The following is a 19,064-nucleotide window of genomic DNA, read 5'->3' on the forward strand; positions in this document are numbered from 1 at the left end:
AGCCATGGTCATTGGTAAAAACCTCAAAAATATTAATGAAGAAAACAACTTCTTCTATCTAACCTTAGCACTAGTGATTTTGTTGCTAGGGAGTGCGATGGCACAAGTCGTAGGTGAAGGGACGATTGAACACATACTTCAGGCTTTCACGGTTCTGACGTTTATCGTCTGTTTTGCGAGCCTTCGCTTTGACAAAACCTGGTCTCGTTTCCTCTACAGCCTGTTTGGTATTTGGGTTCTTGTGATTGTGATCAAGACCGTTTTCGACATCAGAGAGATGAATGTGGTGATGCTTGCCCTCACCTTTGCGTTCTTTTTCGGCACTTTTAAATCCATCGCAAGACAGATTCTTTTCACCGGCCATGTCAACAGCAACAAAGTCATTGGCTCGGTCGCGCTTTTCTTGCTGCTTGGTCTGATGTGGGCGATTGCCTACCTCATTCTGCTTGAGTTTTCGCCTGAAGCCTTTACCGGTATGGAAGCGATTTCTTGGGGGCAGAACTTCTCCAATGCAGCGTATTTCAGTTTCGTTACCTTAACCACGCTCGGTTATGGCGACATTAGTCCTCTAACACCACTGGCTCAAGTCGTGGTGTATTTAGAGGCCATCACAGGTGTTTTTTATATGGCGATTGTTGTTTCAAGTCTCGTCAGTTCTAACATTGATCATCAGGTAAACAAAAATGGATAAACAATCGGTAAAAATCGACAGTAAGATTTTCATCAGTAATATGGTGGAATCGGCAATACGCATTGGCTTGATCTTTGTCTTGCTGATGTTTACGTACGACATCATCAAACCCTTCATCCTTCCGGTTATTTGGGGCGCTATTATAGCCGTCGCTTTAATGCCGCTTACCCAAAAATTGCAGCGTGTATATGGTGGTCGTAGAGGCTTGGCAGCCACAACCATTGCTTTACTTGGTATTGCCCTCCTTGTCACGCCACTTGTTATGGTATCAGGCTCCATTGTGGATGGTGCAACGCACGCGCTTGAAGTACTACAAAATGGACAAGTGAAAATACCAGGGCCAAAACCTTCCGTAGCGGATTGGCCTATCGTGGGTGATAAGCTCTACGAAGTGTGGACCCTATTCGCTACTAATCTTGAACAAGCTATTCAAACCTTTATGCCACAAATAAAGGCAGGACTCACATCTTTACTGGGTACACTGGGGGGCGTATTGGGAAGTTTACTGCTTTCAATCTTGTCACTTGCGATTGCAGCAGGTTTCATGACGTACTCTGAATCTGCAGCATCAGGCTTAAGAACCATCGCGATTCGAACCGCTGGTGAAAACGCAAAAAGCTGGACCACGCTTATCGCTGCGACAATTAAAAGCGTACTGCTTGGCGTAGTCGGTGTAGCGGCGATTCAAGCACTGTTGATCGGTGCTGGTTTCTTCGTATTTGGCGTTCCGGCAGCAGGTTTACTCACACTGCTTCTAATGATTTTATGTATCGCTCAGCTCCCGGCGTTGCTCGCAGTGCTACCTGTGATTGGCTTCATGTACATGACCCAAGACACCTCAACAGCAACCATGTTTACTGTTTGGGTCGTAGTTGCGGCTCTTTCTGAAAACCTGTTCAAACCAATGTTAATGGGACGTGGCGTCGACGTGCCAATGCCTGTGATTCTGCTCGGTGCCATCGGTGGTATGCTTTTCTACGGCATCGTTGGTCTGTTCTTAGGTGCCGTTATCCTAGCAATTTGGTATGAGTTATTTGTTTGGTGGTTGAGCATTGAGAAAGCACAACAGCAAGAAGAAATGGCAGAACAACAAGACGCTTCTGATGACCAATCAGAACCTGGACACGGTGCTGGTATTTAATAAATCAATAAGTTAGAAAGAAATTTAATCTATAACTTATGATATCAAACCGCTGCATTTCAGCGGTTTGATTCTATTTGGATCACAGTTTCGTCGTAATAAATGCGATAAAAATGACGTTCTTGTTAAATTTTCATACTTATTACACTTGGGAGTTGCAATCGGGCAATGAACGATGCACTCTCGATGACCACTAATTTGCTTAGGATAAAAACAATGAAATTGATCAAGCCTTTAACTTGTGCGCTTGCTCTCGCAATGAGTGGCATGGCATTCGCAGATGTAACCGTGAGTGTTCCTGACAACGTTTCAGTATTAGCGGCTAACGGTGAAAAAGCAGATCTTTCGGGTGGTTTTTTCGCCTCTGAAAGAACACTGACGTTACCTGATGGCCTTAACCAAGTCGTATTTCGTTTCGCCCCTTACTTCAACCAAGGTAATGACCGTTTAAGTGTTGAAAGCGATGTTATCGTTACACGATTTGACGCGACCAATGCCGAACTCACTCTACAAATGCCAGAATACCGCAACCTACGTGATGCGGAAGAGAAGATCAAAGACTTAGATTGGAAACTGGTTGATGATTCTGGCAACGCAATCGCGGTTGACCAGGACAAGTTGCTCAAACCGGGTATGCAAATCGGTCGTGATTACGTGCGTGAAATCGAAGATTATAACCAAGCTGGCGGTGCAGCAGCCGTGGCTTTTGCTGGCGCAGCAACCATGCAGCCAGTCACGCTTCCTGCAAAGGTTCCTGCGGATATGAAGCAAGTGAGAGCAACTGCGGTTAAAGCGGATTCGACAGCTGAAGAGATGCTGCACTTCTGGTACCAAAAAGCAGACGCAGAAACCAAAGCTCGCTTTAAGAAATATGTTAATCAACAGTAAATCTGGTTAACTTTATCGATATTAAAAAAGCCACTTCACGTGGCTTTTTTGATCAAAAATTAGGAAGCTTGGACAACTTTAGTATTGGCGATCAAGTCATGCAACAATCGTCGCTCCGGATGAAAGAACAACAATGCCAAATTTACCAACGGGATCCCCGGAATGAGCATCTCCAGCAAGTAGCTAATAACAAGCCTTAACCCTGCTGTAACTTTCGTTGCCTTACTATCATTTTTCATTACAACTTTAATACCAATCATGCGCATACCAATGGTTTGCCCATGACTCAATGCATTCCAGTTGATCATTAAAACCGTTGGTAAAGAAAGCAAGTAAAACGCCTGAGTTTCACGAACAAGCGTGAGGTTATCTGCTAAAGAGAGCTGAAAGTCGTTAAGAAAAGAGTTAATACTCAATGCGATGATTAACACGACCACCATCGCAAAGAGCAGGTCGATAAAACCAGCAATGATTCTCTGTTGCTTGCTCGCGATAAAAGCATACATGGACTTCAGTCACCTCAATGTAATTGGTTAAGCGAGAATGACTGAGTGTACAGACGCGCAATGGTGAGCGCAGTTTAGGTATTGCCAACATAATATTCAACTAAGAACATACTAAATCGCGGTCGTATCTCAAAAGTAATCATTACATCTTGAGCATAACCGTATCAATTTAACAAAACGCTACCAGTAACGTTCGTAAATGATATTTCCCCCGGTTTGATGGCGATACTTTTCCAAGCCTAGCTCTTGTAAGACGGGCACGGTATCTTTGATCATTTGTGGATTCCCACACATCATGACAAAGCTACGCTGAGCTGAGAATGGCGCATCAGCGGCGTTGGACAGTAAACCCGATTCGATGAGTTCAGGAATTCGGCCTTGTAATTTACCATCAACCACTTCCCTGCTGACTATCGGTATATACTTTAATCTGCCTTCATATCGTTGCTGAAGCTGTTCAATTAGGTATTTATAAACCAGATCTTTTTCGAAACGAACGGCATGAACCAGCACAATGCGCTCATTGTGAGGCGGTAAGTTTATATCATCCAGCAGCGATAAAAACGGTCCAATCCCCGTACCTGTAGATAGCAGCCACAGGTCATGAGCCTGTTTAGGAATAGAATCATGGATTAAATCGCCATGTGCGGTGGCACCGACATAAATGCTATCACCAGATTTAAGCTTTTGGAGCCGTGGAGAAAGTTGTCCTTGAGGGTCGGCTACTATTAGAAATTCCAACCAATCGAATTGCTCGCTTGGCGCATTAACCACAGAGTAAGCACGGCTGATCGGCTTACCTTCATCATCAAGCAAAGCAAGCTTGGTGAATTGGCCAGCTTTAAATGAAAGAGGCGCGCCAGATATTCTCAAACTGAACAGCTCACCTGTCCAATCAATGCGTTTCTCAACTCTTGCGAGGTTGAAACCTTTGAGTTCAATCATGAGACACCTCCTATCTGGTTACTCTTAGTTAAACTTACGCCTTCAACTCGATTATGTAAAGTTTCTAGTTTACATAATCAAACCACTATTTCATTTCACATTTTAAAAACAATTTTATTACATATTAAATGATTACATCTAGAATAAATGCTCAAAGTGATAAGTCGCGTCGCAATTTGTGGCAAAGCAGATGAAAAAGGAGCAATAAAAATGGACACACTGTTAAAGGACTTTCCCGTTATCACAGAGATAAAAGTCGCATGGGGTGAAATGGATGCTCTGCAACACGTTAATAACGTGGTCTATTTTCGCTACTTCGAGACCGCACGTTTAGATTACTTCAACAAAATTAACCTGCTGGTCGACCTGCAGACCTCGCAAATTGGACCAGTACTGAGCGAGACTCAATGCCGCTACAAATTGCCTGTTACTTACCCAGACACGCTATTAGTCGGTTCTCGCGTAATCGACATGCAAGAAGATCGCATCACGATGGAGTACCAAGTGCTGAGTAAGAAGTGGGGTAAAATTGCGACCATCGCGACCGCCACTGGTGTGATGTTTGATTTTAAGAACAACGTTAAAGCTGCGATTCCAGATCACGTTCGCCAGTCGATTTTAGACTTGGAAGGAACCGTGGGTAGTACGCATCATTTGGAGTAGCAATAAACGAGAGATTAAAGGCGAGGTTCCCGACAGCGCTTCTTCATCGCTATCGGGAATGATGCTGAGGTACCATTCCAACTTACGCAATAAGAAAACTAGCGTCATTCTAATGAGCCTAAGTGAATCATTCGAAACCTCGCTAAACGTAACAGCAGCGCGACTCTTCCAGCCTACGCGATAAGAAAAGCTGCGTCATTCTAGCGAGCCATAGCGAGACTAAAAATCTACTTACCGCTTGCTGCAGACCATAGTGCCATGAATAAACTCAATACAATCTGAGGGTAGATTCTGAGTCACGCTCGTTCCTCGCTGTTCAGAATGACGGTTCGAGATTGGCTCTAACCCCTACAAAACCATCTAAAAAAGCGATTCCAGATAAACCTATGTGACCATCCGGAATCTCGCTTTAGACGCATCAGCAGAGCGATTCTTCCAGCCTACGCGATAAGAAAAGCTGCGTCATTCTAGCGAGACTAAGAATCTACTTGCCGCTTGCTGCAGACCATAGAACCATGAATAAACTCAATACAATCTGAGGGTAGATTCTGAATCACGCTCGTTCCTCGCTGTTCAGAATGACGGTTCGAGTTTGGCTCTGACCTCTACAAAACCATCTAAAAAAGCGATTCCAGAAGAACCTAAGTGAGTCACTCGGAATCTCGCTTTAGACGTATCAGCAGAGCGACTCTTCCAGCCTACGCGATAAGAAAAGCTGCGTCATTCTAGCGAGACTAAGAATCTACTTGCCGCTTGCTGCAGACCATAGAACCATGAATAAACTCAATACAATCTGAGGGTAAATTCTGAATCACGCTCGTTCCTCTCGGTTCAGAATAACAGTTCGAGTTTGGCTCTGAGCTCTACAAAACCATCTAAAAAAACGATTCCAGACAAACCTAAGTAACCATCCGGAATCTCGCTTTAGACGCATCAGCAGCGCGACTCTTCCAGCCTACGCGATAAGAAAAGCTACGTCATTCTAGCGAGCCAAAGCGAGACTAAGAATCTACTTGCCGCTTGCTGCAGACCATAAAGCCATGAATAAACTCAATACAATCTGAAGGTAGATTCTGATTCACGCTCGTTCCTCGCAGTTCAGAATGACGGTTCGAGTTTGGCTCTGACCTCTACAAAACCATCTAAAAAAGCGATTCCAGATAAGCCTAAGTGACCATCCGGAAAATCGCTTTAGGCGTATCAGTGGAGCGACTCTTCCAGCCTACGCGACAAGAAAAGCTACGTCATTCTAGCGAGCCAAAGCGAGACTAAGAATCTACTTACCGCTGCTGCAGACCATAGAGCGGTTAGCAGAATGTCTCGATGTACAGCGCTTCCACCTTATCTCTGGCCCATTGCGTTTTACGCAGGAACTTCAGCGACGATTTGATTGAAGGATCTTTCTTGAAACAGTTCACACGAACGCGCTCATACATGCCATTCCAACCAAAGTGTTCAACTAGTCGGGTGACGATTTTCTCTAAACTCAACCCGTGAAGTGGGTTATTCGGCTGCTGTTGGCTCATGCTATTGATCCGGTAAAGTGAAGTTTCGCGCTAATCTAACTCAAACTCGCCGTGCAACCTAATGTTTTAACCTTGAATTGGCCTACGACTCTCCCCTATAGTAGCCCAAACTTCTTAAAAGCCCTTTTCATTATGAAAGCCCTCAACGACCTCAATATTTTTGTCGAAACCGCGCGCCAAGGCAGCTTTTCAAAAGCCGCTAACAGCATGGACATGACACCTGCCGCCATTAGCGCATCGATTAAGCGTCTTGAAGGGCAAATCGGTTTCCCACTGTTTGTGCGTTCCACCCGAAGCCTGCGTTTAACCTCAGAGGGCGAACTGTTTTTAGACAAAACCACGCAAGCGTTGGCAACATTGCAAGAGGGGTTGGATCAGATCTCAAGTGCGCGCGGGGAGTTGTCTGGTCAGCTGCACATTACTGCACCCTCCGATTTTGGTCGCAATATGTTGCTCGATTGGGTGGATGAGTTCATCGATCTCTACCCAAATGTTTCCATTAAACTAGAGCTGTCCGATAGCTTGACGGATATGTATACCAAGCCTGTCGATATTGCGATTCGCTACGGCGAACCGGCCGACTCCAATCTGGTCGTATTGGCATTGTGTGGGTCAAACGAACGGATATTATGTGCATCGCCAGAGTACGTAGCTACACATCCAGAACTCACCTCTCCTGCCGATTTAACGCAACACAATTGCTTGTGCTACATGGTCGCGGATTCGGTCTACAACAAATGGACGCTCACTCGTGGCAGCGAGAAAGAACAAATCGTGGTCAGCGGTAACTTGTTGAGCAACGATAGTGACTTGCCACACCGGTTAGCGATCAAAGGCAAAGGCATTGCGAATAAATCATTGATGGACATTAGCCGAGACTTAATCGAGGGAAGATTGGTACGAGTGTTACCAGAGTGGGATTGCGGCCCAGTGCCGCTCTACATGGTATGTGCCGATCGTCGATTATTGACGCCAACGATTCGGACTTTCCGCGACTTTATCCAACAAAAATGCTGCCAGCAACGCGCCAACGTGCTGGCAACCTTCTGTCATTAGGCGATAAATCGAAGAGGACGAATCTGGGTATATTCAACCCAATCATTCTCTTCCAATGTTTCAAGAAACGTCGCCATATGCGGGCTTTGCAAATGCTTATCCAAGGCCTCTTGCGATGCCCAGATTTCTTGGAACATAAATAGGCCATCAACTTTTTCGTCGAGATACAACTCGTATTGGCAACAGCCTTCTTCTTTGCGAGTTGGCTCTAGTAAACCAGAAAGCAAATTCGCCACCTGATCCTTACGGTCTGGATAGGCTTTCACTTCTGCGACTAAGTGGATCATCGTTTTATCACTCTTTTGCGATTTATATATTGATTACGGGGTTCTACGTCACCTGTAAGTAAGCTCGAATTAGATCTCGGTGAATACGGTTTCTGCGTCCCAGCGAGACTTTGGCGTTTTCGCGTTGAAGTCATCTTCCGCGTGGTAGCCAAGCGGCACGATCACAACGCTAGTGTAACCTTTTTCACGCAAGCCAAATTCTTCATCCAGCACTTTTGGCTCAAACCCTTCAATTGGCACTGCATCAATTTCTAACGTCGAAGCCCCCAACAGCAACGTACCCACGTTGAGGTAAACTTGTTTCTCCATCCAATGGTTCGCATCTTTCAGATCAAAACGGTGCATGTTCACAAAGTAGCTACGACCACCGCGTACAGCCGCTTTCGCTTCTTCAGTTGGGAATCGGCCATCTTTTTCTTCTTGCACCATTAGCGCTTCAATGTAGTCGTTATCAATGCCTGTTTTCGCACAAAACACCAATACGTGAGAAGCGTTGAGAATCTTCGCCGCGTTAAATGCGTAGTTCTCTTGCGCCGCTTTAGCGATGCGCTGTTTGCCTTCTTCTGTGCTTGCCAGAATGAAATGCCAAGGTTGAGAGTTCACACTCGATGGACTAAAACGAATCAGCTCTTTAACTGCATCGATTTTTTCTTGAGATAGCTTGCGCGTTGGGTCAAACACTTTCGTTGAGTAACGAGATTTTGCAGCTTGTACGATATCCATGAGGCTCTCCAATTAATGAGTTTAAGCTGAGTAACAGCATAACCTCATGAGATAAAGGGAAAAACCGATTTCGATTAAAAACATTTTCAAAATAAATTTGAAAATAAAACGATAAGAAAGGCTTTGAGCGTTCTCACTGAACTTCTTCATCTTTTCGGCAATAATGCATGTTTGCTCGCAACCAAACTCAACTCATGCTGCCTCAAGATAACGTTATTACATCCTTTCTGTGCAAAAAGCTCGGTCACAATCACCTTCGAATTGCCGGCGAATATTGGCACATTGAGAAGTTGGTGGCCTTGCAATGCATGATGTTGAAAGAAGCGCCTAACCTCCAAGAAGGGCTGCTTTGGTGGAGTAAAAGTGTCTCATTATTCGACCGCCGTTTGTACGTCACATTTCAACATGGTGATGCCCAAATCCATCTGCAAGTAGAATGCAGAACAGCCGATATGCCAAATTGGGCGGAGTCGGTGTTTGGCTTGCTCAAAATGCAGTTGGAGATGCTTGAGCTAAGCGAATCAATACAGGTACAAGTTCACGCCAACAATCCACTCACGGCCGATATTTTTCTAAAGGAAACGCGAGATTCTAAAACGAGTTCAAGCGTGTTTGAACTGGTGAAACATGTTTATTTGCTACTTTCTCACCAGCCAATTGAACAACCCGAATTGCTGAGTGTTTTGAACGCCTTGTTCATCAAAAACAGCAATTACGCGCTCAAGTTAGAGCAAGCGGCAAGGCAACTGGGCGTCTCCAAACGCACCTTGCAACGTCGACTGCAAGAGAAGCAAATGAGCTACTCTCAATGCGTTGATTTCGCTAAAAGAAAGCAAGCACTCACTTTGCTTGCCGACACCCAACTCACAACGCAGCAAATCGCCTATCAACTTGGTTATGAAGAACCTTCGAACTTTCACCGCACTTTTCGTCGTTGGTATCCGTTTTCACCCATGCAATATCGCCAGCAGTGCTTAGATAACCGCACTCATCTCAACAACCAACCCATCCGCTTGTACTACGCCAAAGCGAATACTTTAGCCGATAACGACATTGACCAACCCGTCGGTAAAATCTGGATGGAAGTGGATAATATTGCGTTTGAAAAAGTGGTCTCCGTTGAATGTCGAGACCGTGATGGCACGTGGCGTCGCTACCCAGCCTTCTTCGAGCGTTTTTTGAATAATGGCACCGAACTATGGGCGACAACAGAGCTTCCTGTCGCACATCCACTGACCTTTAGACTGTGTTATGAAGTCGATGGTGAGCGCTACATTGATAACAACCACCAGCGTGATTACGTGGTCTCCAAGGGGCTTTTAATTGGCGCAACGGAATACATTGTCCCGACAAAACAACTTATCCAACTCGGTACACAGTACACCTTGTTTGTGGAACTCGCATGTAGATTAAAAGACGTGGCGAAGATCGATTGCTACGTGGGTGATGCGCCAGCTCCGCACACAATGAGCCAAACTCAGAATGCAGAAGATTACACATGCTGGGCGCTACAACTTCCCCTCACCCAAACGGCTAAACAGTGTCGATTTCGACTCTATGATCATTCTGGTAATGAGTTAGCCAAAGACCATTACCCGATTCAATACCCAATTATGCAACCACTCAGTTAAATATGTAGCACAGTTCAAATTCAGCACTTCGTGACATCATTCCACGTCTTTTTTGGCGTGAGATGACACTCTCAATTTCAAACCTTTGCTTTATCGTTTCTGCATTGCTGCATAACGGAGGCAAAAACTGTGTTTGAAACTCTACCTAACCCAATGAATAAAATAAAAATACTTCCTTTAGCGATCGCTCTTGCTCTTTCTGGCTGTGGAAGCGACGAAACCACACCAGTCGATACAGGCAGCCACGTGGCATCTCCTGATTGGCAAGATCAAATCATTTACTTCCTGATGATCGACCGTTTTAACGACGGCGACAGCGCTCTTAATGATCAAGGGCAAAACGAATTCGATCCGACTTCGGATAAAAAATTTAGCGGCGGCGACCTCGTTGGTGTGAGTGATAAGTTAAGCTACATCGAAGATCTCGGTGCCACATCGATCTGGATTACTCCGCCAGTGGCAAACCAATGGTGGGATGCAGAACAAAACTACGGCGGCTACCACGGGTACTGGGCGCGCGATTTCCAAAAAGTGGATGAGCACTTTGGTGACATGGAAAGCTACCAAGCGTTAGCACGCGAAGTGCATGCGCGTAACATGTTCTTAATTCAGGACATCGTGACCAACCATGTAGGCAACTTCTTCACCTACGATGATCCTTACAGTTATGATCCAAGCCTACCTTGCCAAGGCTTCCGTTTGATTAAAAATACACTACCCGCCGGGCAAGAACTGCCGTACCCACTCAACATGAACGAGTGTAAAACAGACGGCACAGGCAGCTACCACTGGACACCAACCATCACCGACCACAACGATCCGGTACAAGAAAAAACCTGGCAGCTCTCTGATTTGGATGACCTTAATACGTCCGATCCTGAAGTACGCGCTTATCTAAAAGAGAGCTACCGAAAATGGATTCGCGAAGTCGGCGTCGACGGATTCCGTATCGATACGGTGAAGTTTGTTGAGCACGATTTCTGGAACGACTTCCTGCACGCCGACGATGGTGTGATGACTCAAGCGGTTGATACCGGTCGCGATAACTTCCTGACCTTTGGTGAAGTATTCGAAACATCTACGCCTTACCACACCGAAGGCGAAGAGAAGATGCTGACTTACATCGGTGAAAGTGGCTCGCCGAAACAGCTAACCTCGGAACTGAACTTCCCATTGCAAGCGACCATGACGCGCGTATTTGCATCAGGGCAACCGACCGACTATTTACGTTTCCGTCTTGAGAAAATGATGGACATGTTCCCAAATCCATACATCATGCCGAACTTCATTGATAACCACGATATGCCACGTTTTCTATCGCAAGGCAGTGTCAACGATATGAAGCAAGCTCTGATCACAATGATGGCGGTACCGGGCATCCCTGTGATTTACCAAGGTACAGAGCAAGCGATGTCAGCGGCGCGTGATGCGATGTTCGCCGGAGGGTACCGTGAAGATGGCAACTACGTAGACTCATTCGACCAAAACAGCGAGATGTACTTGTTCATCCAAGAGCTTGCTAAGTTACGTACCGAAAACAAAGTCATGACACGCGGCGAAATGAAAGTCATTGGCAGCGATAAAGCTGGTGCAGGTGTGTTCGCCTTTACCCGCACTTTGGATAACGACGAAGTCTTAGTGGTAATGAACACATCTAACTCCCCAATGTTGATGAACCAACTCGATGTAGAGCAAGCGGGCGGCACCGTCTTCCAACAACAAATCATGTCGAATTGGGCGGACGCTCCAGAGCAGTTAATCGCCGATGAAAACGGTCACGTAACCCTTGAGTTGCCAGCCAAATCAGCAGTGATTTACTCAAAAACAAGCAGCAATCAATCTGTAGATACCCCAGACCTCAACATCCAACTAGCGCAGGATTGGGAAGGACAAACCATCACTGGTGATATTGTTATCGCGGGTAGTGCGAACGCCAACGAGAAGTTGAACCTCGTCGTCGATGGTAACTTGGAAACAGCGCAAACCATTACTGTAGGTGCTGATGGTCAGTTTAGTGTCACGCTGTCGACTCGTCATTTTGCGATTGGCGAGCAACAGCACCGCTTCGCGATTTATTCCACCGAGAAAAAAGCAGGCATCGAGGACGTGAATTTTGTCTCCAACCTAAGCTGGTCAAACACGCCGGACGACACCATTGATGACGCAGGCGATGCGCAAGATGGCATGGGCGGTCCTAACGGTAACTACTCGCTACCAACGGATCCAACGTTCGATAAAGATAACAGCCAACTCGCAATCAACAAAGCTGAGGTATTTACCGTCGGCAGTAACGTGCGCTTGACCTTCACTATGGACAAGATCACCGATACTTGGTTGCCACCAAACGGCTTTGACCACGTTGGTTTCACCATCTTCATTGATTTACCGGAAGAAGCGGCAACCAACCTAACGGAACTGCCTAAGATCAACGCTTCTATGCCAAGCGGAACATGGAGTCGCAATGCCGTGGTCTTCGGCTGGCAAAGTTCGATTTACAACACTCAAGGCGCAAACGCGACAACATGGGGTGAAGCGGTGACACCAGCACCAATGGTCACGGTAGACAAAGCCAACAACACCATTTCGATGGACTTTGCTAGCGATGCACTAGGCCGCCCAGATTCGCTCGATGGTATCCGCTTCTATGTCACGACTTGGGACTTAGACGGTCTTTCAGCAACTTACCGTCCGCTAGAGCAAGACAAAGGCCCTTGGAACTTCTCCGGTGGCGCATCGGATGAAAGTAAGATTTGGGACGATTTACCAATCATCACCTTGTCGGAATAAACCGTTAAATAAGACACCGCCCAGCGTTATAGCAGGGCGGTCATCAACAAAAGAATGCAGAAAGACACTTCTGCTCGTTTTTATTCTAGTTAAAGAACGATTTCACCCACAGCACCAGACTGTCCCAAAGCTGACCGAACCACGAGCCCTCTTCTACCGCTTGGCTGCTGACCAAGGGATAACTCGCCACGGTACTGTCATCGCTTTTCCAAACGACCTTACCAATCTCATCCCCTTGCGCTATCGGTGCAATCAATGGTTCATTTAACACCACACTCTTATCAAGCCCAGCCGTCATTGAACGAGGCAGAGTGAGATAGGCATCTTTAGCGAAGATCGCCTCAACTTGATTGGCATTACCCTTCCAAACGCGAACTTTAGACTCAACTTGGCCCTGCTTAGCAACTTGCTTGGTGTCATAAAAACGAAAACCATAGCTGAGTAGATTCTTCGATTGGCTGATCCGAGCCTGTTTACTTGGCGTGCCCATCACCACCGAGATAAGGCGCATTCTTCCTTCTTTGGCCGAGCTCACCAAGCTGTATCCGGCATTGCTGGTGTAGCCGGTTTTACCCCCGTCGACATCAATGGAATTGTCCCACAACAACTTATTGCGGTTGTACTGCGTAATGTCGTTCCACTTGAAGACTTTCTCGCTGTATAGCGCATACACATCGGGAACATCGCTGATGATCGACTGCATGAGTTTTGCCATATCGGTTGGTGAGGTTTGGATGCCATCACTATCAAGACCATGGGAGTTCACAAAATAGGTGTCTTGCAGTCCTAATTTCTCCGCCCAACCGTTCATCAAGGCGACAAAGCCGCGTTCACTGCCTGCAACGTGCTCAGCCAGTGCAACGCATGCGTCATTTCCTGATTGGATGATCACGCCGCGCATTAAGTTCGCAACGCTAATTTCATCTTTCGGTTTGATGAACATTTTAGAAGAACCGGGAAACTTGGCCGACCACGCGTTTTCACTCACGGTGACCACATCATCCCATTTCAAACGCCCCGCTTTGATTTCTTGTCCAACTACATAAGCGGTCATCAACTTGGTTAAACTCGCCGGAGCAAGGCCTGCTCGCCCGTTATGCTCGGCAATAATGGCACCGGATTGAAAGTCCATTAATACGTAGCCTTTTGCCTGTAACTGAGGTGGGTTGGGCGTAACAACGGCAAAAGTAGGTACGCTTATTAAACAAGTCACAATTGTCCATCGAGCCAGTGACACTTTCATCCGACTTCCTCCATGCTCTTACTTTGTCGCAACTCTATTGAGCATAGCTCACTCAACCAGTTGCACCAGTCGCTAATCGTTTCATTTTCTTGAACTTACATTGATTTGACCAAGGTATAGAACTGAAGAGGCAATTGGGAAATAGCATTGGTTCTTCGCGCCATTCGCAGTAAAGTAGCGCTACCCCTCAATAAGGAAATAAAGATAACAATGAACGCTCAATCATTTATCGACGCAGGATTGCATTACACTCCCCACAGTTTTACCGTTCCTCTGGATTACCAAGACGCAAGCAAAGGCACCATTGAAGTCTTCGCCCGTGCGGTTTGCCTAGTTGGCGATGAAGAATCGACCAAACCTTGGTTGGTTTACTTTCAGGGCGGGCCTGGCTTTCCTTCTCCACGTCAAAACGGCAATAACGGCTGGGTAAAACGCGCCCTGCAAGAGTACCGAGTTTTACTTCTCGACCAGCGCGGTACGGGCAACAGCAGCGTAATTAATCACCAGACGCTTGCTCACCTCACGCCAGAGCAACAAGCAGACTACTTGAGCCACTTCCGAGCGGATAACATCGTGCGCGACGCGGAATACATTCGTGAGCAATTTGGCGTCGAAAAATGGGCGATCTTAGGTCAAAGCTTTGGTGGTTTTTGCTCCCTCACCTATTTGTCTTTGTTCCCAGACAGCTTGCTACAAAGCTACATCACAGGTGGCGTGCCATCAGTCTCGCGTCATGCCGACGATGTGTATGAAGCCACTTTCAAACGCACCATGGAGAAAAACCAAGCGTTCTTCCAACAATTTCCCAATGCACAGCAACTTTGCCAAAACATTGCGAATCACTTGCTAGAAAATGAAGAGTACCTACCAAATGGTCAACGCTTCACGGTGGAACAATTTCAACAAATCGGCATCAACTTTGGTGTGAGTGATACTTTCTTACCAACTTACTATTGGCTAGAAAGCGCGTTGATTGAAGTGAACGGCAAACCACAACTTCGTTATGAGTTCTTAAACGATATGTTGGCGCAGCAAAACTTCCAAACCAACCCGATCTACGCCATTTTACATGAATCGATTTACTGCCAAAGCTTCGCGTCGAATTGGAGTGCGCACCGCGTTCGCCAAACCCGATCAGAGTTTAATTATGAATCTGGCAAGCCATTTTACTTCACGGGGGAAATGGTCTTCCCATGGATGTTCGACCAATACGTTAACCTCAAGCCACTAAAAGACACCGCAGAAATATTGGCAGCGAAAGAAGATTGGACTGCGCTGTACGATCAAACACAACTGGCTCAGAACAAAGTGCCTGTCAGTTGCGCCGTTTACGCCGATGATATGTTTGTTGAAATGGATATCAGCCGAGAGACGCTCGCGTTAATACCAAACTCAAAAGCGTGGATCACCAATGAGTATGAGCACAACGGTTTACGTGCCGACGGTGAACGTATTCTCGACAGGCTCATAGCCATGGGCAAACAGACCGCAGCTACGTTGAAATAAGCACGGCAGACGTTAGAAAAACGCCTTTTCAGTATGTGGTGAAAAGGCGTTTGTTTTATAGCGGTTTATGAACAATGGCGATCAGTCATTCACTCTTTGTCCCTAAACCTTTATCCCTCACCACCTCATGTATAAAACTGCGACATGTCCTTTCCTTGTCAATGACTCCGGTGATTACTTGGTGCTTCTTGCGCCTAACTTTTTTGAAGGGCCCAAAACAGCATAAATTTAAACCAAAAGTATCGGCTCCAACCTACCTAACCCACTATAATTAATGCTTATAATTTGAACACATAGCGGCTTCACCTGCGGACATGCTCCCCCTATCAAAGACCGCCAGGCCCCGCCTACTCATAATATCCGTATAATTTGTCCGTATTTCCGACTAGTTTAGTCAGGTATACTTCGTGCCGCTAAAATTTTAAGGTCGTTGACCACCTGTATTTTTAAAGGAAACCTCATGAGTCAGTATGTAGTTTGTGCGCTGTACAAGTTTGTTGAGCTGAATAACTATCAAGAGCTACGCGAGCCATTACTTGCGTTGATGGAAAAACACCATATTCGCGGAACATTACTACTGGCAAGTGAAGGTATCAACGGTACTGTTGCATCTGATCGTGCAGGTATTGATACGCTACTGGAGTGGCTAAACAACGAACCTCGTTTGACTGGCACCGTATACAAAGAGTCGTATTCTGAGACCCAGCCATTCAATCGCACCAAAGTGAAACTGAAAAAAGAGATCGTAACATTAGGTGTTGAAGGTATAGACCCTCGCCACGTAGTGGGTACTTACGTGAAACCTCAAGAGTGGAACGATCTTATTGCTGATCCTGAAGTGTTTGTTGTCGATACACGTAATGATTACGAAATCGAGATCGGGACATTCAAAGGCGCTGTAAACCCAAATACTGAAACCTTTCGTGAATTCCCAGACTATGTAAAAGAAAACATGGACCCGGCAAAACACAAGAAAGTTGCGATGTTCTGTACCGGTGGTATCCGCTGCGAAAAATCAACGGCTTACATGAAAGAACAGGGCTTTGATGAGGTCTACCACCTAGAAGGCGGCATTCTTAAATATCTTGAAGAAGTTCCTCAAGAAGAGAGCATGTGGGAAGGCGATTGTTACGTATTTGACGGGCGTGTTGCAGTGAACCACCAGCTAGAAAAAGCAGATTACGATTTATGTAACGCTTGTCGTCTACCGATCACTGAAGAAGACAAACAGTCAGAATTGTTCGAGCAAGGCGTGAGCTGTCCAAAATGTCACGGCACACACTCAGAAGAACAAATTGCTCGATTCCGCGAGCGTGAAAAACAAATTGTTCTTGCAGAGCAGCGAGGCGAGCAGCATGTTGGTGGTGAAAGTGCCAAGCAAAGAGAAGCCCGACGTGCCGCTAAGTACGCGCAAAAAGAAGCGCAGCGTAAACAAGACTAAGCCTAACTCTCCTTATATTTAGCGAGCTGCCGTAAGGTGGCTCGCTTTTACTGCGCACCAATACTCTTTCAATACAATTTTGTATCCCTCACCAATACCTCTAGTTGATTGTCTCTTTTACCTTCGGGTAGCCCCACCATTTCATCATAAGCACTTTGATGCACTAAAACCTGCTTATTTGCTTTGATATTCCTGCACTTCTTTTGCATCTCGATCAGGGAATGAGCCCTCAAAAAGATACCGTTGTCATCAGTGATAAATTGCGCTTCTCCATCAATCACAACAGATGCCTGATACAATGCGAGATCAAGCGAATGAATGACCAATTTGTCCACATAGAAGTATTTTTGTAACTTACTCAATGCTATTGCCATGTGTCACCTCCCTAAAAGTTACCTCTACGTTTTGTGGAATAAAACCGATCATTGGATGAGATTTCTTCGGTTTACTTGCGTACAACATCGGAAACAAAGAGGATTCCGATGCAAACAATCAATGTCGTGTGGTTAAAGCGAGATTTAAGGCTGACTGACCATCAACCACTAACTCAAGCATTATCAACAAAGCACCCAACTGTGCTTTTGTATATTGTTGAACCATTGCTATTGAACAACCCACACTATTCTGAGCGCCACTGGCGATTTGTTTGGCAATCACTGCAAGACATGGATGAGACGCTCAAAGCGTATGGGCATCGAATCACGGTGCTGTTTGACGATGCCTTAGCATGTTTCCAATCAATTCAAGCGCAATATCAAATCAACGCTGTTTTTTCTCACCAAGAAATAGGACTCAACTGCACCTTTGAACGAGACCGACAAGTTGCCGCTTGGCTGTATGAGCATAACATCGACTGGTTTGAATTCGAACACGGTGCTGTAATCAGAGGTGCAATAAACCGGCAAGGTTGGGACAAACATTGGGACTCTGTCATGAGAGCCTCAATAAGCCCTATTGAGCTCCAAACCGACTTATTGCATTCATTGGATGCAGAAGCTCTCGGCTGTTCGTTTTCGCCACCATCATCCTGGCTATCAAAATGCAAAGGAATGCAAACGGGAGGAAGCCGGCTCGCTTGGAAAACACTAGAGGACTTTTTTCATCGTCGAGGTCGTGATTACTATCGAAGCATTTCTAGTCCCACAGCCTCACGCACAGCCTGTACTCGACTTTCTCCATATCTCGCTTGGGGTAACATATCCTTGCGTGAAGTGTATCAATACCTTTTGAAACACTGGCAAGTCGCTGGGTTTCGTCGCAGCTTAATTGCATTGTCTTCACGGCTTCATTGGCACTGTCACTTCATCCAAAAATTCGAATCGGAATACGACATGGAGTTTTACTGCGTTAATCGGGCTTACGAACCATTGATTAAACAAAGTAGTACTTTCGATGAAGAAAAGTTAGCAGCATGGAAATCCGGGCATACTGGCGTACCTTTGATTGATGCCTGCATGCGCTGTTTGCACCACACTGGTTACATTAACTTTCGCATGCGTGCCATGCTGGTTAGCTTTCTTACTCACCACATGAACATGAATTGGCGAGTAGGTGTAACGCATTTAGCGCAACTGTTTCTCGACTTTGAGCCCGGAATTCATTACCCACAATTCCAAATGCAAGCAGGAGTAACCGGGACTAACACAATCCGTATTTATAATCCGATCAAGCAAGCCCAAGAACATGATCCTAACGGTACGTTCATCTACAAGTGGGTACCTGAGTTACAAATGGTTCCTCCCCCTCTTTTATTCGAGCCCTGGACAATGACCCAAATGGAAGCTGTCATGTATCAATTGCAGCCAGATAGCCGTTACCTTGCACCTATTATCGCACCAGACAACGCAGCTAAGGCAGCAAGAGAGCGCTTATGGACGTGGCGGAAACGAGCCGATGTGAAACAAGAAGGCAGACGAATTCTTGCGCGACATGTTAGACCCTCAAAAGAAAGTAGGACGCGATGATCATCTTTCAATGACAATGCGTACAAATGCAAACACACTCCAGGGAACCCGTTGTACCCTCAACTA

Annotated in this window: 17 protein-coding genes; 10 read left to right on the plus strand and 7 right to left on the minus strand. The window is 46.0% G+C overall.

Features of this window, described 5'->3' with window-relative positions; genetic code table 11:
- The first annotated feature begins 4 nt into the window (after window positions 1–4).
- The 3 genes from IQP38_RS16895 to IQP38_RS16905 all read left to right on the plus strand — a co-directional run bounded on the left by IQP38_RS16895 (window position 5) and on the right by IQP38_RS16905 (window position 2,720).
- On the plus strand, window positions 5–691 hold the full coding sequence (locus IQP38_RS16895) for a potassium channel family protein (RefSeq protein ID WP_005374942.1): 687 nt from the start codon (window positions 5–7) through the stop codon (window positions 689–691).
- Window positions 684–1,832, plus strand: coding sequence for an AI-2E family transporter (locus IQP38_RS16900; RefSeq protein ID WP_054576588.1), 1,149 nt, complete (start codon window positions 684–686; stop codon window positions 1,830–1,832). Before IQP38_RS16895 ends, IQP38_RS16900 begins: the two co-directional genes overlap by 8 nt.
- Window positions 1,833–2,048: 216 nt before the next feature.
- Window positions 2,049–2,720 (plus strand): DUF2057 domain-containing protein, encoded by a 672-nt coding sequence (locus IQP38_RS16905; RefSeq protein WP_017634411.1) that lies wholly within the window; start codon window positions 2,049–2,051, stop codon window positions 2,718–2,720.
- A 59-nt stretch (window positions 2,721–2,779) separates the two neighbouring features.
- Here IQP38_RS16905 and IQP38_RS16910 read toward each other — a convergent pair whose 3' ends face one another.
- Window positions 2,780–3,226, minus strand: coding sequence for an RDD family protein (locus IQP38_RS16910; protein WP_005374936.1), 447 nt, complete (start codon window positions 3,224–3,226; stop codon window positions 2,780–2,782).
- A gap of 180 nt (window positions 3,227–3,406) precedes the next feature.
- Complete coding sequence (locus IQP38_RS16915; protein WP_005374935.1) at window positions 3,407–4,171, minus strand: ferredoxin--NADP reductase; 765 nt, start codon at window positions 4,169–4,171, stop codon at window positions 3,407–3,409.
- A 210-nt stretch (window positions 4,172–4,381) separates the two neighbouring features.
- On the opposite strand from IQP38_RS16915, the gene IQP38_RS16920 reads away from it, so the two are divergent.
- Window positions 4,382–4,834, plus strand: a complete 453-nt coding sequence (locus tag IQP38_RS16920) for an acyl-CoA thioesterase (RefSeq protein WP_005374933.1) — start codon at window positions 4,382–4,384, stop codon at window positions 4,832–4,834.
- 1,307 nt (window positions 4,835–6,141) lie between these two features.
- On the opposite strand, the gene IQP38_RS16925 is transcribed toward IQP38_RS16920, so the two are convergent.
- Window positions 6,142–6,360, minus strand: coding sequence for a VF530 family DNA-binding protein (locus IQP38_RS16925; RefSeq protein ID WP_005374929.1), 219 nt, complete (start codon window positions 6,358–6,360; stop codon window positions 6,142–6,144).
- A gap of 132 nt (window positions 6,361–6,492) precedes the next feature.
- On the opposite strand from IQP38_RS16925, the gene IQP38_RS16930 reads away from it, so the two are divergent.
- The gene (locus IQP38_RS16930) at window positions 6,493–7,416 is read left to right on the plus strand and encodes a LysR family transcriptional regulator (RefSeq protein WP_025768616.1); all 924 of its coding nucleotides are present in this window, start codon (window positions 6,493–6,495) and stop codon (window positions 7,414–7,416) included.
- On the opposite strand, the gene IQP38_RS16935 is transcribed toward IQP38_RS16930, so the two are convergent.
- Window positions 7,413–7,703, minus strand: a complete 291-nt coding sequence (locus IQP38_RS16935) for a putative quinol monooxygenase (RefSeq protein ID WP_054576585.1) — start codon at window positions 7,701–7,703, stop codon at window positions 7,413–7,415. The two genes, IQP38_RS16930 and IQP38_RS16935, sit on opposite strands and share 4 nt — an antisense overlap.
- Before the next feature lie 69 nt (window positions 7,704–7,772).
- Window positions 7,773–8,426 carry an oxygen-insensitive NAD(P)H-dependent nitroreductase NfsB gene (locus IQP38_RS16940; protein ID WP_054576584.1) on the minus strand — a complete coding sequence of 218 codons (654 nt, stop codon included), beginning with the start codon at window positions 8,424–8,426 and terminating at the stop codon, window positions 7,773–7,775.
- 167 nt (window positions 8,427–8,593) lie between these two features.
- Here IQP38_RS16940 and IQP38_RS16945 point away from each other — a divergent pair, with 167 nt between their 5' ends.
- Window positions 8,594–10,057, plus strand: a complete 1,464-nt coding sequence (locus IQP38_RS16945; protein ID WP_193837785.1) for a helix-turn-helix transcriptional regulator — start codon at window positions 8,594–8,596, stop codon at window positions 10,055–10,057.
- Window positions 10,058–10,186: 129 nt separating this feature from the next.
- Window positions 10,187–12,844 carry an alpha-amylase family glycosyl hydrolase gene (locus IQP38_RS16950; RefSeq protein ID WP_054576583.1) on the plus strand — a complete coding sequence of 886 codons (2,658 nt, stop codon included), beginning with the start codon at window positions 10,187–10,189 and terminating at the stop codon, window positions 12,842–12,844.
- An 85-nt stretch (window positions 12,845–12,929) separates the two neighbouring features.
- Here IQP38_RS16950 and IQP38_RS16955 read toward each other — a convergent pair whose 3' ends face one another.
- A complete protein-coding gene (locus IQP38_RS16955; RefSeq protein WP_021484077.1) occupies window positions 12,930–14,087 on the minus strand; it encodes a D-alanyl-D-alanine carboxypeptidase family protein in 1,158 nt (385 codons plus the stop codon).
- Window positions 14,088–14,297: 210 nt separating this feature from the next.
- Between IQP38_RS16955 and IQP38_RS16960 the strand changes: the two genes are divergently transcribed.
- Both IQP38_RS16960 and IQP38_RS16965 read left to right on the plus strand, forming a co-directional pair.
- Window positions 14,298–15,593 (plus strand): alpha/beta fold hydrolase, encoded by a 1,296-nt coding sequence (locus IQP38_RS16960; protein WP_054576582.1) that lies wholly within the window; start codon window positions 14,298–14,300, stop codon window positions 15,591–15,593.
- Window positions 15,594–16,053: 460 nt separating this feature from the next.
- Window positions 16,054–17,034, plus strand: a complete 981-nt coding sequence (locus IQP38_RS16965) for a rhodanese-related sulfurtransferase (RefSeq protein ID WP_017634441.1) — start codon at window positions 16,054–16,056, stop codon at window positions 17,032–17,034.
- Window positions 17,035–17,102: 68 nt separating this feature from the next.
- On the opposite strand, the gene IQP38_RS16970 is transcribed toward IQP38_RS16965, so the two are convergent.
- Window positions 17,103–17,408, minus strand: coding sequence for a DUF6482 family protein (locus IQP38_RS16970; protein ID WP_017634442.1), 306 nt, complete (start codon window positions 17,406–17,408; stop codon window positions 17,103–17,105).
- 108 nt (window positions 17,409–17,516) lie between these two features.
- On the opposite strand from IQP38_RS16970, the gene IQP38_RS16975 reads away from it, so the two are divergent.
- On the plus strand, window positions 17,517–18,998 hold the full coding sequence (locus IQP38_RS16975; protein WP_065275505.1) for a cryptochrome/deoxyribodipyrimidine photo-lyase family protein: 1,482 nt from the start codon (window positions 17,517–17,519) through the stop codon (window positions 18,996–18,998).
- Window positions 18,999–19,064: the final 66 nt, after the last annotated feature.

The organism is Vibrio sp. OPT41 (assembly GCF_015163595.1).
GTDB lineage: Bacteria > Pseudomonadota > Gammaproteobacteria > Enterobacterales > Vibrionaceae > Vibrio > Vibrio alginolyticus.